Origin of the sequence: Streptomyces sp. NPDC090442 (genome assembly GCF_044769405.1) — a bacterium.
Classification (GTDB): domain Bacteria; phylum Actinomycetota; class Actinomycetes; order Streptomycetales; family Streptomycetaceae; genus Streptomyces.
In genome coordinates this window covers 45,203-65,774 of sequence record NZ_JBIVXW010000030.1, presented here as the reverse complement: position 1 = coordinate 65,774, position 20,572 = coordinate 45,203, and the positions used below count along the sequence as shown (strand labels likewise).

Here is a 20,572-nt window from a genome sequence, read left to right as displayed (position 1 = left end):
AGACGGCGCCAAGGGAACCCACGCCAGAAGGAATCAGCGCCTGGGAAACGACACCGAGGGAGCCAACGCCAGAGCGATCTCCGCCTACGAGATCCGCCCCCGCACGGCTCGCACCCGCGCCGCAGGCTCCCGCGTCGCAGGCTCCCCCGCGGCTCGCCGCAGCGTGCCCGGCTGCCGCACGGCCGGCTCCCGCGCGGTGCCCGCCCTCGCAGCCGCCTGCTCCGCGTCCGCCTCCTGCGTGGTGCGCGCTCTCATGGCCGAGGACCGCAATGCGAGGTCACGTGAATTCGGCACGGGGCCACGTCAGTTCGGGACGGAGCCACGTGACTTCGGGACGAAGCCAGGTGAATTCGGCACGAGGTCTGGTGAGTTCGGTACGGAGTCAGGCGAGGTCGGTACAGGGCCGGGCCAAGTCGGGGCGGAGCCGCGGGCGTTCAAGGAGCGGGAGGGGCGGGCCAGCAGTGCGGTGACGCGGCGCATGAGGCGGCCGTTGCGCCCCCACCAGCGTTCCGCGGGTTCGGTGACCACGGCCTGGAAGCGGCGCCACAGCCGGATTTCCCGGGCGGTGCGGACGGCGGCCGCGTCCGGTGCGGGCGGGGCAACCTCGCCCCGCTGAGCGGCGCGGTAACTGTCGAGGAGGTGCTGCTGCATGGCGTCCATGGCCTCACTGTGAGACGGCCGGGCCGACCCTGGCCCGTCGATTGACGAGAGCCGTCAATCGGCGACACCGCAGGTCACGGGGTCACGCATGATGGCACCATGGCCAATGTCATCGACATCACCGGGCTGCCGCCGGAGCGCGTGGTCTTCGCGCCCTCTCCGTTGGCGGAGCTGAGCGCGGCGCTGCACGCACTGTCCGAGCCGGGGCACCACCCCGGGTTGCACGGCTGGGTCACCGCGACCAACGCCGGTCTGAAGACCGACCTGGCCGACCGGCTGTGCGAGGCGGACTTCCTCTGGCGGTCCGCCCGCTCGGACATCCTGCTGCCCGCCCGCCCCGGCGCGACGCTCGCCGAGGAACTGGACGAACTGGACAAGATCGACGACGAGCGGTTCGTGGCCGCCGCCTTCGAGATCAGTTGCTCGCCGCGGTACACCCGTCGCACGCCGTCGCCCCTGGTCGACGCGGACGAGCGGGCCCGCGTACGGGAGATGGCGGCGGCCCGCGGCCCACGGCAGGCGGCGTTCACGGACCGGATGCTGACCGACCCCGACGGCCTGCGGGTGTGGCTGCGCCGCCTGTTCGAGAACTGCGAGGACGCGTTCTTCGGCGACATCTGGCGGCGGGTGAGCATCCAACTGGCCGCCGACGCCCGGCACAAGACCGAGCTGTTGCGCCGCAAGGGCCTGGCCGAGACGCTGACCGCGACCTCGCGGGCGCTGACCCTGGAGGAGGCCCAGGACGGCAGCGCCCGGATCCTGGTCGACAAGCTGGCCAGCGGCCGCACCACGGCGTTCTCCGACCCCGCGGACCCCGGCGTCACCTTCCTCCCGACCTCGTTCGGCTGGCCGCACCTGCTGTTCAGCCATGCGCCCGGCTGGCGCCCGGTGCTTCAGTACCCGGTCGCCAGCCCGGAGTTGCCGGCCCCGACCACACTGGAGCTCGTCCAGCAGCGGCTGGAGGCGCTCGGCCACCCCATGCGCATGCAGTTGTGCCGCACCCTGTCGCGCGGGCCGCACACCACGGGCGAGCTGGCGACCACGTTCGGCATCACGGCACCGGAAGTGTCACGGCACATCGCGGTGTTGAAGAAGGCGGGGCTACTCCAGACCCGGCGCCGTGGGCGTTATGTGCTGCACCAGTTGGACCTCCAGGTGGTGGCCCGGCTGGGAAGCGACTTCCTTGAGGGCGTGCTGCGCTGAGCGGAGGGGACGCCGCCGGCCTCCCCCACCCCCTCTTCCCGCCCGCCGGCGGTCAGTTCGCCTGGAGGAACTTCTTCGCCAGGGCGTCGCCCCGGCTCACCGCGTCGGCGTGGCTCTCGATCGGCGACGCCTGGGAGTTCTTGAACAGCACATAGGTGACGCCGGAATCCGCGCCGCCGGTCTCCGGGTTGGGGTCGATGCCCAGCGCCTTGGCGGCCGCGTAGGACGCCTCACCGATGATCTTGTCGGGCCCGGTGTCCCCGACGACGGCGTACTCGACCTGGTTGTCGTAGATGACGGCCACCACTCCGCCGCCCTTGATCCCGGCGGACTCGTAGTTCCAGATGGCGCTGGTGCTCGGCACCACGACGTACGGCAACTTCGCGGCGCTCAGCGGCTTGTCGTCGGACTGGTGGAACCTGGTGTCGTCCTGGAACCAGGGGTCGGTGTCGGCGTTGCACTGCGAGGTGATCTGCCCGTCGCAGTCGATGTCCATGTCGGCCTTCCAGAAGACGGCGCCGTTCTTGCCGCAGACCGGGACGGTGGCCGGGGTCCCCTCGTCGGTGCTGTATTTGCCGTGGGATACCTGCTTGCACTCCTTGAGCTTGGCGAGCAGTTGGGACGCGGAGACCGAGCCCTCCTGAAGGGCGGCGTGCGGCGCGACGGCCCGGTGGGGGGCCGGCTGGGCGGTGGCGGGAAGGGCCGCGGCGGCGAGGAGGGCGGCGCCGGAGGCGGTGGCGAGGGCAAGCGTTCTTCTGCGCACGGGGAACCCTTCTGTTAGGAAAGTTTCCTTACGGCGCGTCAATCTGCTCTTGCTTACGTGTCCCCGTCAAGACGCGTACCGGCCACCGCCCGGCTACGCCCCCGCGCCGCCGGCCCGCACCAGACCCGTCTCGTACGCGAGCACCACCGCCTGGACCCGGTCCCGCAGGCTCAACTTCGTCAGGATCCGGCCCACATGCGTCTTCACCGTGGCCTCGGACAGCACCAGCCGCGCCGCGATCTCGCCGTTCGACAGGCCCTGCGCGACGAGCAGCAGCACCTCCCGCTCGCGATCGGTCAGCCGCCCCAACTCGGGCCGCGCGGGCTCCCCGGAAGTGGCGGGCAGCATGGGCGTGAAACGGTCCAGGAGGCGGCGCGTGGTGGACGGCGCGACGACCGCGTCGCCGCTGTGCACCGCGCGGATCGCGGCGAGGAGCTCGTTCGGCGGCACGTCCTTGAGCATGAAGCCGCTGGCGCCGGCCTTCAGCGCGGAGAAGGCGTACTCGTCCAGGTCGAAGGTGGTCAGGATGAGGACCTTCGGGGCCCCCTCCGGCTGCCCGCCGCCGCAGATCCGGCGGGTGGCCTCGACCCCGTCGAGGGTGGGCATCCGGACGTCCATCAAGATCACGTCGACCTGGGTGGAGCGCAGCACTTCGAGGGCCTGCGCCCCGTCGCCCGCCTCGGCGACGACCTCCATGTCGGGCTGCGCGGCGAGCACCATCCGGAAGCCGGTGCGCAGCAGCGCCTGGTCGTCGACGAGCATCACGTTGATGGTCACGGCAGGGAGATCCCTTCGCGGATCGGGAGAGGCGGGTGGGACGGGCGAGGCGGGCAGGGAGGCAGCGGGAACGGGCGCTGGGGCGCCGCGGCGGACCCCGCCGCACGGAATCTAGCCGCACCGCCGCCCGATGGGGAAAGGCACCCGAGGCGTGCCCCGGACGACGGGCGGCCACGGGCCCGGCCCCGCCGGCTCGTGACCAGTTGGGACCGCCGGCCTGGGGACCAGACCCGGCCCCCGGGCGGCCCGGCCCGGTCCCCGAGCAACCGAGCCGGGCGCCCGCTCCCGGACCACGTCGGCGAGCCCCCGCCGCTCACCGCTCGGCCTTGAGCGGGAGCACCGCGTTCACCTTGAAGCCGCCGCCCGGCCGCGGGCCGGCGTCGAGGATGCCGCCGACCATGCCGACCCGCTCGCGCATGCCGATCAGTCCGTGGCCGAGCCCGTCCGCACCGCCTGCCTCGTAGTGCTCGCGCTGCGCGCCCCGGCCGTCGTCCTCGATGAGCAGATCGAGGTCGTCGTCCCCGTAGGTGAGGCGGACGGTGGCGCTGACGTCGGGGCCGCCGTGCTTGCGGGTGTTGGTCAGCGCCTCCTGCACGATGCGGTAGGCGGTCAGCTCGATGCTGCTCGGCAGCGGGCGCGGCTCGCCGACCACCCGGAAGTCGACCGGCAGCCCGGCACCCCGGACCTGGTCTATGAGGTCGGCGAGCTGCTCGACGCCGGGCTGGGGCACGTACTCCCCGCCCTCGGCCTGCTCGCCGGTGCGCAGCACGCCCAGCAGGCGCCGCATCTCGGCGAGCGCCTGCCGGCCCGTGCCGGAGATCGTCTCCAGCGCCTGCCGGGCCTGATCGGGCGTGGCATCGAGGACGTAGGCGGCGCCGTCGGCCTGGACGACCATCACCGAGACGTTGTGCGCGACGACGTCGTGCAGTTCCCGGGCGATCCGGGCGCGCTCGGCCGCGACCGCGATCCGCGCCTGGGCCTCGCGCTCCTTCTCCAGGCGGGTGGCCTTCTCCTCCAGTTGCGCCCAGTAGGCCCGGCGGGTGCGCACCGAGTCGCCGAGCACCCAGGCCAGCACGAACGGGACGGTGAGCAGCACCATGAAGAACAGCACCGCCCACACCGGTATGTGGGCGGGGCTCTCCCGGAAGCGGAGTTGGGACAGGGCGGGGCCGATCAGGGCGGCGCCCAGTGCGAAGCGTGAGGCCCAACGGCGTGCGTTGGTCTCGGAGGCGACGGTGTAGATGATCACCAACATCGCGAAGTCGGCGACGTTGGGCGAGACGTTCAAGATCAACTGACCGATGCCGAGGGCGGTGGTCAGCAGCAGCATCTTGACCGGGTACTTCCGGCGCAGGGCGATGACCAGGCACAGGCCGGCACTGAAGGCCAGCGCGACGATCATGCTCTTGAGGCCGGGCCGGGACATGACCCACAACCCGCTGAACCCGAAGAGGAGGAAAGCCCAGAAGCTGTCCACTCCCGTCGGGTGCCTGCGGAAGAAGTCATAGAGGCGCTGCACGTAACCCAGCGTAGGCAGCGCCGACCGCCTCCGGAGTCAACCGGAGGAGCGATCCTCTTCCCTGAGGTCTACTCCCCTAGGTGGAGGCCGGATGCGCCAATTGTGTCGCCGCAGAGGTCGATCCCTGAGCGCACAATGGGCGCCGGCCCGCGCCACCCCCTGGGAATCGGCCACGACCAGCGGTTTCTCGCCGGCTCGACCTCACACCGAGGGTCTACCGTCCCACCACGGGTCGACGCCCGACACCGCGAAGCCGGCCCCGTACCGCGCCCCCGTACGGTGGTCCGCGTGACGAGAGACGGACGCGCGGACGCGGCGCACGGGCAGCGGGGCACCGAGCGGAATGCCGAGCGGAATGCGAAGCGGAATGCCGCGCACGGCGACGCGCAGGGCGACCGGCGAAGCGACGAGCCGGGCGACGGGCGGCCTGCCGAGCCGAGCGCCGGGCCGGACGCCGAACGGGGCGCCGCCCCCGACCGCCGCACCGGCCACCACCCCGCCGAAGACCACCGTCCCGCCACCCCCCTCACTCCCACCCCCACCTGGCGCACCTGGCAAGCCGCCGCCGAGCAGGCGCTCTACGGTCCCGGCGGCTTCTACACCCGGCCCGAAGGCCCCGGCCCCGCCGGTCACTTCCGCACCTCCGTCCACGTCTCCCCGCAGTACGCCGGCGCCGTCGCCACCCTGCTCCGCCGCGTCGACGCCGCGCTCGGGCACCCGGACGAGCTGGCCCTGATCGATGTCGGCGCGGGCCGCGGTGAGTTGCTGTGCGGCGTGCTGGCCGCGCTGCCCGAGGAGGTGGCCGCCCGGCTCCGCCCGTACGCCGTCGAGCGCGCCCCGCGCCCCCAGGGGCTGGACCCCCGCATCACCTGGTGCGCCGAACTGCCCGCACCGGGCTCGCTCACCGGGCTGCTCTTCGCCAACGAGTGGCTGGACAACGTCCCGTTGGACGTCGTCGAGACGGACGCCGACGGGGTGCCGCGCCGGATCCTGGTGCGGGCCGACGGCACGGAACGGCTGGGCGCCCCGGTCGACGGGCCGGACGCGGAGTGGCTCGCCCGTTGGTGGCCCCGATCCGCGCCGGGCGCCCCCGAGCCCGTCCCCGGGCTGCGCGCCGAGATCGGCCGCCCCCGGGACGCCGCCTGGGCGCGCGCCGTCCGCACCCTCGGCGCCGGGCTCGCGGTCGCCGTCGACTACGCCCACCGGCGCGCCGACCGGCCGCCGTTCGGCACCCTCACCGGCTTCCGCGAGGGCCGCGAGGTGCCCCCCGTCCCGGACGGCAGGTGCGACCTCACCGCGCACGTCGCGCTGGACGCCTGCGCCGGCCCCGACGCCGAGCAATTGACCCAGCGCACCGCGCTGCACGCGCTCGGCGTGACCGGCCGCCGCCCCCCGCTGACCCTGGCCGCCACCGACCCGGCCGGCTACGTACGGGCGCTCGGCGCGGCCGGGGACGCCGCGGAACTGACCGATCCGGCCGGCCTGGGCGGCTTCGGCTGGCTGCTGCAACCGGTCGGCGCCGCCTGCGCCGGCCTGCTCACCACCACCGACGGCGCGGACTCACCCCCCGCCCCGGCCTGAGCGAACACCCCCGTCGGGACGGCATCGCCGCCCGCCCCGACGCCGCCGCCCGCCCCTTGGGCCGCCCCGGTCCACACCACGGACCGGCCCGTTCCGCCCCGTCCCGCCCTGCGACACTGTCCCCATGACGGAGACGACGGTCGGCATCGGCGGCGCGGCGGAGAGCACCGACATGGTGCTGAACATCGGCCCGCAGCACCCCTCCACGCACGGCGTGCTGCGGCTGCGCCTCGTCCTGGACGGCGAGCGCATCCGGCACGCCGAGCCGGTGATCGGCTACATGCACCGCGGCGCCGAGAAGCTCTTCGAGGCCCGCGACTACCGCCAGATCATCATGCTCGCCAACCGCCACGACTGGCTGTCGGCGTTCTCCAACGAGTTGGGCGTGGTGCTCGGCGTCGAGCGGATGCTCGGCATGGAGGTCCCCGAGCGCGCGGTGTGGACCCGCACCCTGCTCGCCGAGCTGAACCGCGTCCTGAACCACCTGATGTTCCTCGGCTCGTACCCGCTGGAGCTGGGCGGCATCACCCCCGTCTTCTACGCCTTCCGGGAGCGCGAGGAGCTCCAGACCGTCATGGAGGAGATCTCCGGCGGCCGGATGCACTACATGTTCAACCGCGTCGGCGGCCTCAAGGAGGACCTGCCGGCCGGCTGGCTCGACCGGGCCCGCCAGGCGGTCGCCGACGTCCGCTCCCGTATGGGCGTCTTCGACGACCTGGTGCTGGGGAACGAGATCTTCCGCGGCCGCACCCGTGGGGTCGGCGTGCTGTCGCCCGAGGCGGTGCACGCCTACGGCGTCTCCGGGCCGATCGCCCGCGCGTCCGGCGTCGACTTCGACCTGCGGCGCGACGAGCCGTACCTCGCGTACGGCGACCTGCAGGACACGCTCAAGGTCGTCACCAGGCAGGAGGGCGACTGCCTGGCCCGCTTCGAATGCCTCCTGGAGCAGACCCACAACGCGCTCGCCCTCGCCGACGCCTGCCTGGACCGCATCGCCGCGCTGCCGCCCGGCCCGATCAACCAGCGGCTGCCCAAGGTCCTCAAGGCCCCCGAGGGCACGACGTACGCCTGGACCGAGAACCCGCTCGGCATCAACGGCTACTACCTGGTCTCCAAGGGCGAGAAGACGCCCTACCGCCTCAAGCTGCGCTCCGCGTCCTACAACAACATCCAGGCGCTGACGGAGCTGCTGCCGGGGACGCTGGTGGCCGACATGGTCGCCATCCTGGGGTCGATGTTCTTCGTGGTCGGGGACATCGACAAGTAGCCGGGGACGCCGACCGGTTAGGGACGCGAGCCGGCGGGCGGGGCCGTCCGCACTCAGCGCAACGGCGGGGTCCGGTATCCACAGGTTGTGGATACCGGACCCCGCCGCTTCGTGACGCTCCCGCCGGCTCCCCCGCCAGTCCGCCTCCTCAGGAAAGGGCGGTGCGGAGTTCGGCGAGGTCGAGTTGCTCGGTCTCGTCGTGCGCGGTCAGGTCGATGACCGCGCCGGCGCCGTGCGTGGTCTCCCCTTCGGCGGCCGCGGCACCGTCACCGCCGTCCGCCGCGTCGTTCCCCGCAGCGGCGACCGTACGCTCCGCCTCGCCGGCGTGCTTGCCCGCGCCCGCCGCGTCAGCCATCCGCGGAAGCGCCGCACGCCCCTCCGCGGGGACCTCCGCGAGGGCCCCCACGCGGGCCTCCGCGCGCGCCGACTGTTCGGCGACCGCCTCGTCGCCGACGACGTCCGCGAGGTCCTCCTCCAACGGGGCGGCCAGTTCGCGGCGGGGGACGGCGGCGTTGCCGAAGAAGTCGAATCCGCCCAGGGTTCGGGGCACGGCGGGGCGGGGCGGGGCGATCGCGGCGGCGGCCGGCACCGGGCGGAGCGCGGGCCCGCCCATCCCCTGTGCGGCGGCCGCCCCGGACTTCCCCTGGTCGTCGGCCTCAGGCTTCTCCTGAGGGGCGGCGCCCGCATGCTCCTGGGCGCCGCCGCCGTTCTTGCCGGCGCTGCGGTCCGTGCTGCCGTTCTCGGCGGCCGCGCGCTGCCGGGCGGCATTGCGGGCCAGCTCGCACAGCGCCCGGTCCGCCTGCGCGAACGTGGCGGCCGAACCGGCCGGCGCCGCGCCGCCCTCGCCCTTGCCCGCAGCCGCAGGGCGGTCGCCGTCGGTCGTCGACTCGCGCTGGACCGGGACGAGTTCGCCGCCGCCCGACGGCGCTCCGGCCTCGATGGCGAGCAGTCGGCGGCCCTCCAGGGCGCTGGCCCGCTCGGTCTCGGCGGTGGCGTAGCGGCGCAGCAGAGCGGCGTGCTCGCTGCGCAGCCGGGCGAGTTCGGCGCGCTTGGCGCGGAGCTTGGTGTCCAGGGCGGCGCGGATCTCCCGCGCCTCCTCGACGTCCGTCTCCAGCTCCGCGATCCGCTCCTCGGCGCGCCACTCGTCGCGCGCCCGGGCCCGGGTCAGCTCGGCGACCCGCTTGCCGGCCTTGCGGTCCCAGACGCGCAGCAGGACGGCGCCGGTGACCGCGGCGGCCGCGGCACCGGCGGCGAGCACCCGTTGCACGAGGTCGTCGCCGACGAACCAGGCGCCCGCGGCACAGGCAATTGACGCACCGGCGACCGTCGAAGGAGGAAGCAGCCGGTGGAGGGGTGGGGAATGGCGGTGGCGTCCTCGTGGCATGGCCAGAAACTTACCGTGCGTGCGAGATCTATGGGGCCCCGCATACGCATCCGTTTCAGGCTGGTTACTTCTTGACCAGCCCCTTGGACTCCAAATACGCCTGTGCCACATCGGCGGGCTTCAACCGCTCGGCATCGACCTTGCGGTTCAAGTTGATCAAGTCCTCGGTGGTGAGCACCTTCGTGATCTTGTTGAGGGCGGTCTCGATCTCCTTGTCACCGGCCTTCTTGGCATTCAGCACCGGCAGCACATTGTCGGCGTTCTGGAGCTTCTTGTCGTCGCCGAGAAGCACCAGGCCGAAGTTGTCGAGCGTGGCGTCCGTGGTCGTGGTGAGCACCAGTTGGTCGGTGCCGTCCTTGACCGCCTGCTTGGCCTGCGGGGTGCCCACGCCCTTGGGGTCGATGCTGGCGACGGAGATGCCGTAGGTCTGCTCCAGACCGGGCTTGCAGAACACCCGCGTCTCGCACTCCTCGCCCGCCGCAATTTTGATCTTCTGCTGCGAACGCCCCAGGTCCGAGAGGGTCTGCAGCGTGTGCTGGGCGGCGAATTCCTTGGTGACCGCGAAGGCGTTCTGGTCCGTGGCCGCGCCCGCCGGCAGCACCTTCAGCCCGCGCGGCTCGGCCAGCTCCTTCAGCGCCGTCACCGTCTTGTCGATGTCGCTGGACGCCACCGGCTTCGCCTTGGTGCCGTTCTTCTTCGCGTTGAGGAATTCCGCGAGCGTGGAGGCGTATTCCGGAACGACATCGATCTGGCCCTTCTCCAGGGCCGGTTCATACAGCTCGCGATTGGTCAGCGTCTGCACCCGCGGGTGGTAACCGGCATCGGCGAGCACCCGCGCGTACATCTCGGCCAGCACCTTCGACTCGGTGAAGCCCGCCGAGCCGATGACGACCTCGCCCTTCCCGCCGCCCTTGCCGCCCTTCTCCTCCAGGCTCCGCCCCCCGCACGCGGCCAACCCGGCCGCCAGCGCCACCACCGTCCCGGCGGCGAACGCGGTGCGTATCGCGCGCGTCGTGCGTGCTCTGCCTGCTGTGCTGCTCATGGAAATCCACTCCGTCCGTTCGGATCAGGTCGGTTGAGACGTCTCGGGGCGGGGCCGGACCGGGGCCGGGCCCTTCTTGCCCGGCCCGCGCCGCCGCCCCCGCATCGGGTCGAAGGCCCGGTCCAGCAGCACCAGTACCCCCTCGACCGCCAAGGCCAACAACGCCACCAACACCGCCCCGGCGACCACCTGTGCGGTGTCGTAGTTGCCGAAGCCTGCGGTGATGATCCGCCCCAGGCCCCCGCCGCCGGCCAGCGCGGCCAGCGTCGTGGTGGACACCACCTGGACCGCGGCCGAGCGCAGGCCCGTCATGATCAGCGGGTAGGCGAGGGGTATCTCCACCCGCCGCAGCAACTGCGGCCCGGACATCCCCATTCCCCGGGCGGCCTCGACCACATCGCGGTCCGCCTCCCGGATACCCAGATAGACGTTGGTCAACAGCGGCGGCACCGCGAACAGCACCAGCGCGATGATCGTCGGCCAGTCGCCGTGCTTCCCCAACGGACTGAGCGTCAACAGCACCAGGACCGCGAACGTCGGTACCGCGCGCCCCACGTTGGAGACATTGATCGCCAACGCCCCGCCCTTGCCGAGGTGGCCCAGCCACAGCGCCACTGGCAGCGCTATCAGACAGGACAGCAGCAGACAGAGCCCGCTCAGCCAGAGGTGCTCACCGAGGCGGTGCCACACCCCCTTCTCCCCGGCCCAGTTGGCCGCTGTGGCCAGCCACTGCCAGGCCCCCGTGATCGCGTCCACGCTCACCCCACCGCCTTCGCCACGGCCGCCCCGCGCCGCACCCGGCGGCCCCCGGACCGCGCCCGCGTCCACGGCGTCAACAGCCGCTGCAGCCCCAGCAGAAGCAGATCCGCCACCAGCGCCAGCAGCACACACAGCACCGACGCGGTCAGCACCTCCGCCTTGAAGAAGCCCTCCATGCCGCTGGCTATCAGATTGCCCAGCCCGCCGTACCCGACCACCGAGCCGATCGTCGTCATCGCCACCGTCGAAACCGTGGCGATCCGCACACCGGCCACCAACGCCGGTACCGCGAGCGGGAGTTCCACCTCGAACAGCAGCCGGGCCGGCCCGTACCCCATCCCGCGGGCGGCCTCCCGCACCTCGGTGGGCACCGCGTCCAGACCGGCGAGGATGTTCCGCACCAGGATCGTCAGCGAATACAGCACCAGGCCCGTGACGACCACCGAGGGCGAGACCCCGAAGACCGGCGTCAGCAGGGCGAACATCGCCAGCGAGGGCACCGTGTAGAGCACCGTCGTCAGCCCCAGGACGGGGCCGGCCACGCTCCGCCGGCGCCGGGCCAACAGCGCCAGCGGAAAGGCGATCAGCACCCCCAGGAGCACCGACACCACCGTGATCCCGATGTGCTGGAGCGTGGCGTCGACCAACTCCTGGCTCCGGGTGTGGAGATACTCCCCACAGATCCAGTCGTTGCGCTCCAGGCAGCCGCGGCCGCCCCCCTGCGCCATGGTCTGGACGCCGGTCGACTGCGCGCTCGTCAGCAGCTCCGCCGCGCGCACCGGTGCCTCCACCGCCGTCACCTCCCCCGCTCGCCGATACCGTGGTGACTGTCTGCGACCCTAACCCCCACCACTGACAAACGTTCGACCCGGCATCCACTCGCAACACCGCGTTCACGGCACCCGCGCAGGACGCGTACACAATGGGGGCCGTCCACACAGGGGGATTCCATGATCCGCTTCGAGCACGTCACCAAGCGCTACGCCGACGGCACCACGGCCGTCGACGACCTCTCCTTCGAGGTCGCCAAGGGGGAACTCATCACCCTCGTCGGCCCGTCGGGCTGCGGCAAGACGACGACCATGAAGATGGTGAACCGGCTCATCGAGCCCACCAGCGGCCGCATCCTCCTCGACGGCGAGGACATCGCCGACGCCGACCCGGTCGAACTCCGCCGCCACATCGGCTACGTCATCCAGCAGGTCGGCCTCTTCCCCCACAAGACCGTCCTCGACAACACCGCCACCGTCCCGCACCTGCTCGGTCGCCCGCGCAAGCAGGCCCGGGCCCGCGCCGCCGAACTCCTCGACCTGGTCGGCCTGGACCCGTCCGTCTACGGCGACCGCTACCCCGACCAGCTCTCCGGCGGCCAGCGCCAACGCGTCGGCGTGGCCCGCGCGCTCGCCGCCGACCCGCCGGTGCTGCTGATGGACGAGCCCTTCGGCGCGGTCGACCCGGTCGTCCGCGAGCACCTCCAGAACGAGTTCCTGCGGCTCCAGTCCACGCTCCACAAGACGGTGCTCTTCGTCACCCACGACATCGAGGAGGCGGTCCGGCTCGGCGACCGCATCGCCGTCTACGGCCACGGGCGGATCGAGCAACTCGACACCCCCGCAACGGTCCTGGGCGCCCCGGCCACCCCGTACACCGCGGAGTTCGTCGGCGCCGACCGCGGCCTGAAGCGGCTCGCGGTCACCCCCGTCGAGTCCGCCGACCTCGAAGAGCCGCCCGTGGTCCGACTGGACGACCCGGCCGCCCGGGCCGGCGAGGCGCTCGTCGACGCCCCCTGGGCCGTCGTCCTGGACGCCGACGGCGCGCCGTACGGCTGGCTGGCGGCCGACGCGCTCGGGGACCCCGACGGCCCCGCGGCCGACGCCCCGCGCACCGTCCGCGACCTGGCCCGCCCGATGCCCGCCACCGTGTCGCTCGGCGACCCGCTCCGACAGGCGCTCAGCACGCTGCTCCAGCACGACGCCGGCTGGCTCGCGGTCCTCGACGGCGACCGCTACCGGGGCGTCCTCACGCCCGCCGCGCTGCACAGCGCGCTCCGCCGGGCGACCACCGCCGACGCGGCCAACCTGCCCCGCGACGAGGTCGCCCTGGACACCGTCCCGAGCGCCTGAAGGAATCCACAAGGCCCGGCCGGACCGCTCCGGCCGGGCGTCGTCACGCCCGCGTCGCCCCGGGCCCGTCTTCCCCGTCGTCGCCCTCGGGCAGCTTGCAGACCCGCTCCAGGAAGATCGCCGCGGCGACCACGGCCGCACCGGTCAGCACCGAGAACCCGGCGTACACCGCCTGCGCGCGGCGCGCCCCGTCCACCCCCGACGTCAGCAGGAACACCCCGACGCCGCCGTAGAGCCCGGCCACCAGCGCCGCCACCAGGGCGCTCGCCTGCCCGAAGACCACCGCACGGGCGGCCACCAGCGGATCGACGCCCTTGGCGTCGGCGAGTCGCTCGCGCTGCGCCTTCAACCGGGACCGCAGGGAGAGGGCGGTGGCGCCCAGCACCGCGGCGATCAGCGCCAGCACGATCGGCGCCGCCACCGGCACGCTGGGGAGGGTGCCGAACGAGTCCCACAACCGGGCGCCCGCCCAGGCCAGGATCCCGGCCACCACGAACAGCCCGACCAGGACCTTGACCCGTAGCTGCTTCACCGAGCGATCGCCCCTCGCACCGTCCCGGTCACCCCTGCCGCGGTGACCGCATCTGCTCTTTTGACCGCACCGTGTGGTGCGGCCGCCGTGTGTCCGTCCGGTCCGCCCGCGCACCCGTGGCTGCGCGGCCGACGACGTCCACGCGCCAGTACATCAGCGCGCGCGGCGTCCACCGCGCATCGTCGCCGTGCACGACCGGCCCGCAACCCTAACGACTACTCGGGCAGCCGCAGTTCCAGGTCCGCCCGGAGACTCACGCCCTCGGTGCCGACCTCGGTCAACAGGGAGGCCACCTCGCCCCGCCCCGGAACCTCCGCCTCCGGGTCCACGTCGTGCCACGGCACCAGGACGAACGCCCGCTCATGGGCGCGCGGGTGCGGCAGCGTCAGCCGCGGGTCGTCGGAGACCACGTTCTGGTAGGTGAGGATGTCGACGTCGATGGTGCGCGGGCCCCAGCGCTCGTCCCGCACCCGCTCGAACGCCTCCTCGATGGCGTGCCCGCGCTCCAGCAGGGACTCCGGCGGCAGCGTCGTCTTGATCAGCACCACGGCGTTGAAGTACGCGGGCTGGGAGCCCGGTTCGACGCCCCACGGCTCGGTCTCGTACACCGGGGAGACCGCCTTGACGCGGACGCCCGGGGTGTCCTCCAGCGCGTCGATGGCGCCCTGGAGCGTCTCCAGGCGGTTGCCGAGGTTGCTGCCCAGCGAGATCACTGCGCGCTTGGGGTTGGAGAGCGTGACGTCCGCCGCGTCCACCTGCTGCACCACGGAGACGGGCACCGGCTGGACGGTCGGGTCGTTGACGGGGTTGGCGTGGGAGGTGCGAGAGGCGGGGGCCGGCTGCTGGGTGGTTTTCATACTCGGCTCCGAGTGATGGTGATGGTCACGTCATCGAAGGGGACGGTGATCGGTGCGTCCGGCTTGTGGACCACCACTTCCACCTCCTGCACCCCCTCGTGCTTCAGGCACTGGTCGGCGATCCGCTCCGCCAGGGTCTCGATGAGGTCGACGGGCTCGCCTTCCACGACGGCCACCACCTCCTCGGCGACGATGCCGTAGTGGACGGTCTTCGCCAGATCGTCGGAAGCCGCCGCCGGGCGGGTGTCCAGGCCGAGGACCAGGTCGACGATGAAGGTCTGGCCTTCCTCGCGTTCCCGGGGGAACACCCCGTGGTGTCCTCGGGCCTTCAGCCCACGCAGCGCGACACGATCCACGCGAATCACTCCCACTGGTCCGGCGGCGCCTCGGGGCGCCACTGTTCGTCGGATCCGGGCAGGCGCCTGAAGTCGGCCGGCGACACTGCCCCACTCGAATCTACCTGCGAGCACCGACAGCGCTCGCCCATGGGGGCTATGGACAAGGCCCCGTTCTGCTGCTAGGCCGTGTCGCGCGGGCAGCCTCGCAGAGCGCGGGAGATCGTCCGCGCGGCCTCTTACCCCCGCACGCCTCACCCACCCCTACCCAGGCCGCACTTGGCTCGAACGGGTGCGCCCCGCTCGGAAGGCTGACGCCGGGCGCACCGGCCCGCGCCCCCCGCTCGCCGGGCGGCTTGTGAAGCCACTCACACGTCCGCGGACTGGGACACCGGGGAACCCGCGCCAGGACACCGACCGGGCCGCACACCGGGGTTCACACCCGGCCGGCCGGCCCGTCCTCCTCGTCCTCGTCGGCGTCGTCGCCCTCGTCGTCCTCGCGGTCCGCGAGCACCGGCGAGCCGTGGTGCGACCAGACCCGCCAACCATCCTCGGTCCGCTTGAAGACATTGGTCGCCACGACCAACTGGCCGATCAACGGCCCCACGGAGCCGTCGTCCTCGGCCGGTCCCCCGCTGAGGATGTTCTCCGTGCACGTCACCAGCGCGGTGTCGCCGATGACGTCGATCTCCACGTCGGTCAGGAAGAACTGGATGTACTCGGTGTTGGCCATGATCAACGCGTACGAGCGGAGCACCTCCCCGCGCCCGCGCAGCACCGGCCACCCCGGGTGGACCACGCTCACCTGACCGTCCAACCACAGCTCGGACAGCGCCTCGTGGTCGCCGCGCTCGATGGTCTCGTACAGCGCCGTGTTCGCCTGCTCGACCAGCTCGATGTCCGTCCGCGGGCCCAAGCCGCTCACGTCGTCCCCGTCGTCTTCGCCGTCGCACCGCTCGCCTGCATCGCGCTCTCCACGGCGCGGGCCACCCGCACCGCGTCCGCGCTCGCCCTGACCTCATGCACCCGCACCGCCCAGGCCCCCTCTCGCGCCACGATCGCCGATACCGCCGCCGTCGCCGCGTCCCGCTCCCGGGCCGGCGGTGGGGCAGCGCCCTCGCCGCCTGCCAGCACCCTGCCCAGGAACCGTTTCCTCGAAGCCGCCACGAGCAGCGGCCGGCCAAGCGCCCGCAACCGGGACAGGTGGGCGACCAGCTCCAGGTCGTGCCCGGCGTCCTTGGCGAAGCCGAGCCCCGGGTCGATCACGATCCGCTCCGGATCCACCCCGCCGGCCACCGCCCGCTCCATGCTCAGCCGCAGCTCGTCGACCACCTCGCCGACGACGTCCGCGTAGACCGCCCGGTTGTTCATGTCGATGGACTGGCCGCGCCAGTGCATCACCACGAACGGGACGTGGTACGCGGCGACCACCGACACCATCGCCGGGTCGGCCAGGCCCCCGCTCACGTCGTTGACCAGCCGCGCCCCGGCCTCCACGGCCCGCTCGGCCACCGCGGCGCGCATGGTGTCGACGGACACCGCGACCCCCGCCGAGGCCAGCTCACGGACCACCGGGACGACCCGGCGCAGCTCCTCGGCCTCGTCGACCCGGGCCGCGCCGGGGCGGGTGGACTCGCCGCCGACGTCGACCATGTCGGCGCCCTGGGCCACCAGGTCCAAACCGTGTTTGACGGCGAGTTCGGGGTCGAACCACTCGCCGCCGTCGGAGAACGAATCGGGCGTCACGTTCACGACGCCCATCACCGCGCAGCGGTCCCAGTCCGGCAGTCCGGCCACCCGGCCGCGCAAGGTACTCATGGCACCAGCGTAGGCCGTGCACCGACCGGTCGAACCGCCCCGTCGGCGGCGCACGACGCCCGCCAACGGGCCGTCCGCACCGCCTTGGAAAGCACCCCGGTACACCCGCCGGACAGGCCCTAGGCCACCTTCTCCAGCGCCCCGGCCGCCAGCACCGACTCCTCCAGGTGCTCGCACGGCCGCGGCTGCGCCGCCCGCCGGCGCCGCAGCACCCGCGGCAGCTCCAGGTACCCCTCGGCCTGCAGCGTCGCCAGCCCGATCCGCGGGATGTCCCGGCTGTTGCGGAAGACCACGAACCGCGGCTCCCAGCGTGGCCGGAACTTGTCGTTGAACTTGTAGAGCGACTCGATCTGGTACCAGCGCGACAGGAAGATCAACGTCCCCCGCCAGCCCCGCAGCACCGGCCCCGCGCCCAGCTTCTCGCCGCGCTCCAGGGACGAGCGGAACACCGCGAAGTTCAGCGACACCTGCTTGATCGCCAGCTCCGGCGCCGCCTGCAGCGCCGCGACGATCAGCAGCTCGTTCATCCCCGGGTCGGCGCCCCGGTCCCGCCGCATCAGCTCCAACGAGATCCCGTCGAGCCCCCACGGGACGAAGTGCTGCATCGCCTTCAGGTCCCCGAACGGCCCGGGTTCCTCGCCCTCGGCCGGCGCCTGGTGCGCGGTGGCGATCACCGCGTCGCCGTCGGCCACCGCGTCGATCCGGCCCAGCGCCATGGAGAAACCGCGCTCGGTGTCGGTGTCCCGCCAGGCGTCCGCCGCCTTCTGGATCCGCGCCAGCTCCTCCGGCTCCAGGTCGCGGACCCGCCGGACCCGGGTGGTGTAGCCGTTGCGCTCGATCCGCTTGACCATCTGCCGCACGTTGCGCATCGCCCGCCCGGTCAGCGTGAAGTCGGCGACGTCCACGATCGCCTCGTCCCCCAGCTCCAGCGCGTCCATCCCGGTCTCCCGGGTCCAGACCTGGCCGCCGGTCTCGCTGCACCCGGTCACCGCCGGGGTCCACGAGTGCGCCCGCGCCTCCTCCATGAAGCGCTCGATGGCGCCCGGCCACGCCTCGACGTCCCCTATCGGGTCGCCGCTGGCCAGCATCACCCCGGAGACCACCCGGTAGCAGACCGCGGCCTTGCCGGACGGCGAGAACACCGCGCCCTTGTCCCGACGCAGCGCGAAGTAGCCCAGCGAGTCCCGGCTGCCGTGCTTGTCCAACAACTCCCGCAGCCGCTGCTCGTCCTCGTCCGTCAGCCGGGCCGCGGGGTGCTCCGGCCGGAAGGCGAGGTACGCGGTGGTGGCCACGGTCAGCAGGCCCAGCGCCCCGAGCGAGTAGCCCACGGTGTAGTCCACGCCGTGCGTGTAGGCCACCGGCCCCTCGAAGCCGAAGAGCCCCCACAGCACGTGCTCGGCGCGCGCCCCGAACGACGGCGAACCGACGGTCTTGTGCGGATGGGAGCTGACGATCACCATCCCGATCCCGAAGCTGACCCCGCCCAGGACGACGAGGTTGGCCACCGCCTTCCAACGGCTGCGCGGGTCGGGCAGCGCCGCGAACTCCCGCCGGTACCGGATCAGGCACCCCAGCAGCGCCAACGACAGCACGGCCCCGAAGATCGAGTGCCGGTAGACGAGCTGGGCGGCGATCCCCACCGGCAGCAGCGTCACCGCCGCGATCCAGGCCCGCCGCTTGCGCCGCTTGAGGCCGTGGGCCAGGAGCAGCAGCAGGATGCCGACGATGAGCGAGGCGGACGCCGCCAGCGGGCTGACCGCCCCCGGCAGCACCTCGGCCACCGCGTGCACCCGGCTGTGCCGGAAGCGCGGAAAGATCCCGGAGATCAGATTCAGCAGGCCGACGACGACTCCCGCCGTCCCCACCAGCCCCGGGACCGCTGTCGGGCGCGGGCCGCGGAGCCAGCGTGGCGCAGACCACGCAACCTTCCCCGACTTTTCCCCATCTAGCCTGTCAGACATCACTTTCCCGTCGCCCCGGTCGAGAGAACGTGCGAGCCTTAGTCGCAGCATCTGGACTTTTGCGCCCTGTATGACGGCGTCTCAGGGCTCGGGGTTCCACTTGCGGTCCGGATGGCCCGGCCGCCCGGAAGAAAGCACCACATGGGTCTCACCAGCAAGAAAGTGCTGCTTCTTACCGTGCTCGTCGCGGTGGCACTGTTCGTCCTCACCGTCTGGCTCTGGCCGCGCCTGTCGAAGGGCAACTGGCGCGCGGTCCTCGGACGGATCGGACTGCTCTTCGCCACCCAGGTAACGCTCTTCGCCGCCATCGGTCTGTTCGCCAACAACACCTTCGGCTTCTACGCCTCCTGGGCCGACCTCTTCGGTCAGGAGCAGCAGCCGGGCGTGGTCACGACGTACAAGACCGGCCCGAACGGCACCAACCTGAAGATGCTGGGCACCGAGCGCCTGAGCATCCAGGGCGCCTCGGTCCCGGCGACGGCCGGCCGGCTGGACAAGGTCCTGATCCGCGGCGCGAAGTCCGACATCGCCAGCCCGGCGTACGTCTACCTGCCGCCGCAGTACTTCCAGAAGAAGTACGCGCACAAGAAGTTCCCCGCGGCGGTGGTGCTCACCGGCTACCCGGGCACCGCCGAGGCGCTCTTCAAGAAGCTGCACTACCCGCAGACGCAGTTCCGCCTGCTGGAGGAGGGTCGCATCCAGCCGACCGTCCTGGTGATGATGCGCCCGACGGTCGCGCCGCCCCGCGACACCGAGTGCGTGGACATACCCCGCGGCCCGCAGACCGAGACGTTCTTCGCGCACGACCTGCGCCACGACATCAGCGGCCAGTACCGCGTGGGCAGGGACGCCAAGAGCTGGGGGATCATGGGTGACTCCACCGGCGGCTACTGCGCCCTGAAGCTGACCATGCGCAACCCGGAGTCGTACTCCACCGCCGTCTCGCTCTCCGGCGACTACAAGGCGCCGATCGACGCCACCACCGGCGACCTCTTCGGCGGCAGCGCCCAGCTCAAGCGCGAGAACGACCTGCTGTGGCGGCAGAAGCACCTGCCCGCCCCCAAGGTGAACCTGCTGGTCACCAGCAGCCGAGTCGGCGAGGGCAACTACAAGAACACCCTGAGGTTCATCGAGGGGACCAAGTCGCCGTCCACCGTCGCGTCGATCATCCTCGACAGCGGCGGACACAACTTCAACACCTGGAGCCGGGAGATCCCGGCCGCGATGGAGTGGATGGGCGGCCACCTCCAGGCCTGACCCGCCCCGCGCCTCTCGGGAGAGCGGCCCGGGGCCCCGGCAACATCTGCCGGGGCCCCGGGCCGCTCTCGTCGTTCAGGAGCCCGGGCGCACCACGGTGCCCCGAGCCGGCGCGCGCCTCGGCTAGCGCGCCAGTATCAGGCTCATCGCCTCGGCCCGCGTCGCGGGGTCGCGCAGCTGCCCGCGCACCGCGGAGGTCGTCGTCTTCGCGCCCGGCTTACGCACCCCGCGCATGGTCATGCACATGTGCTCGCACTCGACGACCACGATGACCCCGCGCGGCTCCAGGATCTCCATCAGCGAGTCCGCGATCTGGGTGGTCATCCGCTCCTGGACCTGCGGGCGCCGGGCGAACACGTCGACCAGCCGGGCCAGCTTGGACAGCCCGGTGATCTTCCCGTCGGTGGACGGGATGTAGCCGACGTGGGCCACGCCGACGAACGGCACCAGGTGGTGCTCGCAGTTCGAGACCACCTCGATGTCCTTGACCAGCACCATCTCGTCGTGGCCGAGGTCGAAGGTGGTGGTCAGCACGTCCTCGGGCTTCTGCCACAGGCCGGCGAAGAGCTCCTTGTACGCCCGTGCCACCCGCGCCGGCGTCTCCAGCAGCCCCTCGCGGTCGGGGTCCTCACCCACCGCGATGAGCAGCTCGCGCACGGCGTTCTCGGCACGCTTCTCGTCAAACGTGCCGATCACGCCCTCGACGTCCAGCGTCACAGGGTCCGTCATTGGTG

The 20,572-nt window shown here is 72.4% G+C and carries 20 protein-coding genes; 5 read left to right on the top strand and 15 right to left on the bottom strand.

What is annotated here, in order from left to right; genetic code table 11:
* Positions 1–303: 303 nt before the first annotated feature.
* Positions 304–660 carry a hypothetical protein gene (locus ACIQU6_RS21845; RefSeq protein ID WP_403483316.1) on the bottom strand — a complete coding sequence of 119 codons (357 nt, stop codon included), beginning with the start codon at positions 658–660 and terminating at the stop codon, positions 304–306.
* 99 nt (positions 661–759) lie between these two features.
* On the opposite strand from ACIQU6_RS21845, the gene ACIQU6_RS21840 reads away from it, so the two are divergent.
* A complete protein-coding gene (locus ACIQU6_RS21840; protein WP_403483315.1) occupies positions 760–1,863 on the top strand; it encodes a DUF5937 family protein in 1,104 nt (367 codons plus the stop codon).
* Positions 1,864–1,915: 52 nt separating this feature from the next.
* On the opposite strand, the gene ACIQU6_RS21835 is transcribed toward ACIQU6_RS21840, so the two are convergent.
* The 3 genes from ACIQU6_RS21835 to ACIQU6_RS21825 form a co-directional block, all read right to left on the bottom strand.
* Positions 1,916–2,626 (bottom strand): glycoside hydrolase family 75 protein, encoded by a 711-nt coding sequence (locus ACIQU6_RS21835; protein WP_403483314.1) that lies wholly within the window; start codon positions 2,624–2,626, stop codon positions 1,916–1,918.
* 93 nt (positions 2,627–2,719) lie between these two features.
* Positions 2,720–3,403 (bottom strand): response regulator, encoded by a 684-nt coding sequence (locus ACIQU6_RS21830; protein WP_403483313.1) that lies wholly within the window; start codon positions 3,401–3,403, stop codon positions 2,720–2,722.
* 313 nt (positions 3,404–3,716) lie between these two features.
* Positions 3,717–4,922 (bottom strand): histidine kinase, encoded by a 1,206-nt coding sequence (locus ACIQU6_RS21825; protein WP_403483312.1) that lies wholly within the window; start codon positions 4,920–4,922, stop codon positions 3,717–3,719.
* 288 nt (positions 4,923–5,210) lie between these two features.
* Here ACIQU6_RS21825 and ACIQU6_RS21820 point away from each other — a divergent pair, with 288 nt between their 5' ends.
* Positions 5,211–6,503 (top strand): SAM-dependent methyltransferase, encoded by a 1,293-nt coding sequence (locus tag ACIQU6_RS21820; protein WP_403483311.1) that lies wholly within the window; start codon positions 5,211–5,213, stop codon positions 6,501–6,503.
* Between the two features lie 124 nt (positions 6,504–6,627).
* The gene (locus tag ACIQU6_RS21815) at positions 6,628–7,770 is read left to right on the top strand and encodes an NADH-quinone oxidoreductase subunit D (RefSeq protein WP_403483310.1); all 1,143 of its coding nucleotides are present in this window, start codon (positions 6,628–6,630) and stop codon (positions 7,768–7,770) included.
* A gap of 148 nt (positions 7,771–7,918) precedes the next feature.
* Here the strand turns inward: ACIQU6_RS21815 and ACIQU6_RS21810 are convergent, their stop codons facing one another.
* The 4 genes from ACIQU6_RS21810 to ACIQU6_RS21795 form a co-directional block, all read right to left on the bottom strand.
* Positions 7,919–9,154, bottom strand: coding sequence for a hypothetical protein (locus tag ACIQU6_RS21810; protein WP_403483309.1), 1,236 nt, complete (start codon positions 9,152–9,154; stop codon positions 7,919–7,921).
* A 64-nt stretch (positions 9,155–9,218) separates the two neighbouring features.
* Positions 9,219–10,196, bottom strand: coding sequence for an ABC transporter substrate-binding protein (locus tag ACIQU6_RS21805; protein ID WP_403483308.1), 978 nt, complete (start codon positions 10,194–10,196; stop codon positions 9,219–9,221).
* A gap of 24 nt (positions 10,197–10,220) precedes the next feature.
* The gene (locus ACIQU6_RS21800; protein ID WP_403483358.1) at positions 10,221–10,952 is read right to left on the bottom strand and encodes an ABC transporter permease; all 732 of its coding nucleotides are present in this window, start codon (positions 10,950–10,952) and stop codon (positions 10,221–10,223) included.
* 2 nt (positions 10,953–10,954) lie between these two features.
* The gene (locus ACIQU6_RS21795) at positions 10,955–11,683 is read right to left on the bottom strand and encodes an ABC transporter permease (protein ID WP_403483357.1); all 729 of its coding nucleotides are present in this window, start codon (positions 11,681–11,683) and stop codon (positions 10,955–10,957) included.
* Between the two features lie 222 nt (positions 11,684–11,905).
* Here ACIQU6_RS21795 and ACIQU6_RS21790 point away from each other — a divergent pair, with 222 nt between their 5' ends.
* Positions 11,906–13,078, top strand: a complete 1,173-nt coding sequence (locus tag ACIQU6_RS21790) for an ABC transporter ATP-binding protein (protein WP_403483307.1) — start codon at positions 11,906–11,908, stop codon at positions 13,076–13,078.
* Between the two features lie 43 nt (positions 13,079–13,121).
* Here the strand turns inward: ACIQU6_RS21790 and ACIQU6_RS21785 are convergent, their stop codons facing one another.
* From ACIQU6_RS21785 to ACIQU6_RS21760, 6 genes are all read right to left on the bottom strand, one after another.
* Positions 13,122–13,610 (bottom strand): DUF3180 domain-containing protein, encoded by a 489-nt coding sequence (locus tag ACIQU6_RS21785; RefSeq protein WP_403483306.1) that lies wholly within the window; start codon positions 13,608–13,610, stop codon positions 13,122–13,124.
* A 215-nt stretch (positions 13,611–13,825) separates the two neighbouring features.
* Positions 13,826–14,467 (bottom strand): 2-amino-4-hydroxy-6-hydroxymethyldihydropteridine diphosphokinase, encoded by a 642-nt coding sequence (folK, locus tag ACIQU6_RS21780; protein ID WP_403483305.1) that lies wholly within the window; start codon positions 14,465–14,467, stop codon positions 13,826–13,828.
* Complete coding sequence (gene folB, locus ACIQU6_RS21775; RefSeq protein ID WP_016574864.1) at positions 14,464–14,823, bottom strand: dihydroneopterin aldolase; 360 nt, start codon at positions 14,821–14,823, stop codon at positions 14,464–14,466. The genes folK and folB overlap by 4 nt, the downstream gene beginning before the upstream one ends.
* 415 nt (positions 14,824–15,238) lie before the next feature.
* Positions 15,239–15,718 carry a nuclear transport factor 2 family protein gene (locus ACIQU6_RS21770; protein ID WP_376565417.1) on the bottom strand — a complete coding sequence of 160 codons (480 nt, stop codon included), beginning with the start codon at positions 15,716–15,718 and terminating at the stop codon, positions 15,239–15,241.
* A 5-nt stretch (positions 15,719–15,723) separates the two neighbouring features.
* A complete protein-coding gene (folP, locus tag ACIQU6_RS21765) occupies positions 15,724–16,620 on the bottom strand; it encodes a dihydropteroate synthase (protein ID WP_403483304.1) in 897 nt (298 codons plus the stop codon).
* Positions 16,621–16,739: 119 nt separating this feature from the next.
* Positions 16,740–18,581, bottom strand: a complete 1,842-nt coding sequence (locus tag ACIQU6_RS21760; protein ID WP_403483303.1) for a phosphatidylglycerol lysyltransferase domain-containing protein — start codon at positions 18,579–18,581, stop codon at positions 16,740–16,742.
* Between the two features lie 141 nt (positions 18,582–18,722).
* Here ACIQU6_RS21760 and ACIQU6_RS21755 point away from each other — a divergent pair, with 141 nt between their 5' ends.
* The gene (locus ACIQU6_RS21755; RefSeq protein ID WP_403483302.1) at positions 18,723–19,838 is read left to right on the top strand and encodes an alpha/beta hydrolase; all 1,116 of its coding nucleotides are present in this window, start codon (positions 18,723–18,725) and stop codon (positions 19,836–19,838) included.
* Positions 19,839–19,961: 123 nt separating this feature from the next.
* Here ACIQU6_RS21755 and folE read toward each other — a convergent pair whose 3' ends face one another.
* Complete coding sequence (gene folE / locus ACIQU6_RS21750; protein ID WP_403483301.1) at positions 19,962–20,567, bottom strand: GTP cyclohydrolase I FolE; 606 nt, start codon at positions 20,565–20,567, stop codon at positions 19,962–19,964.
* Positions 20,568–20,572: the final 5 nt, after the last annotated feature.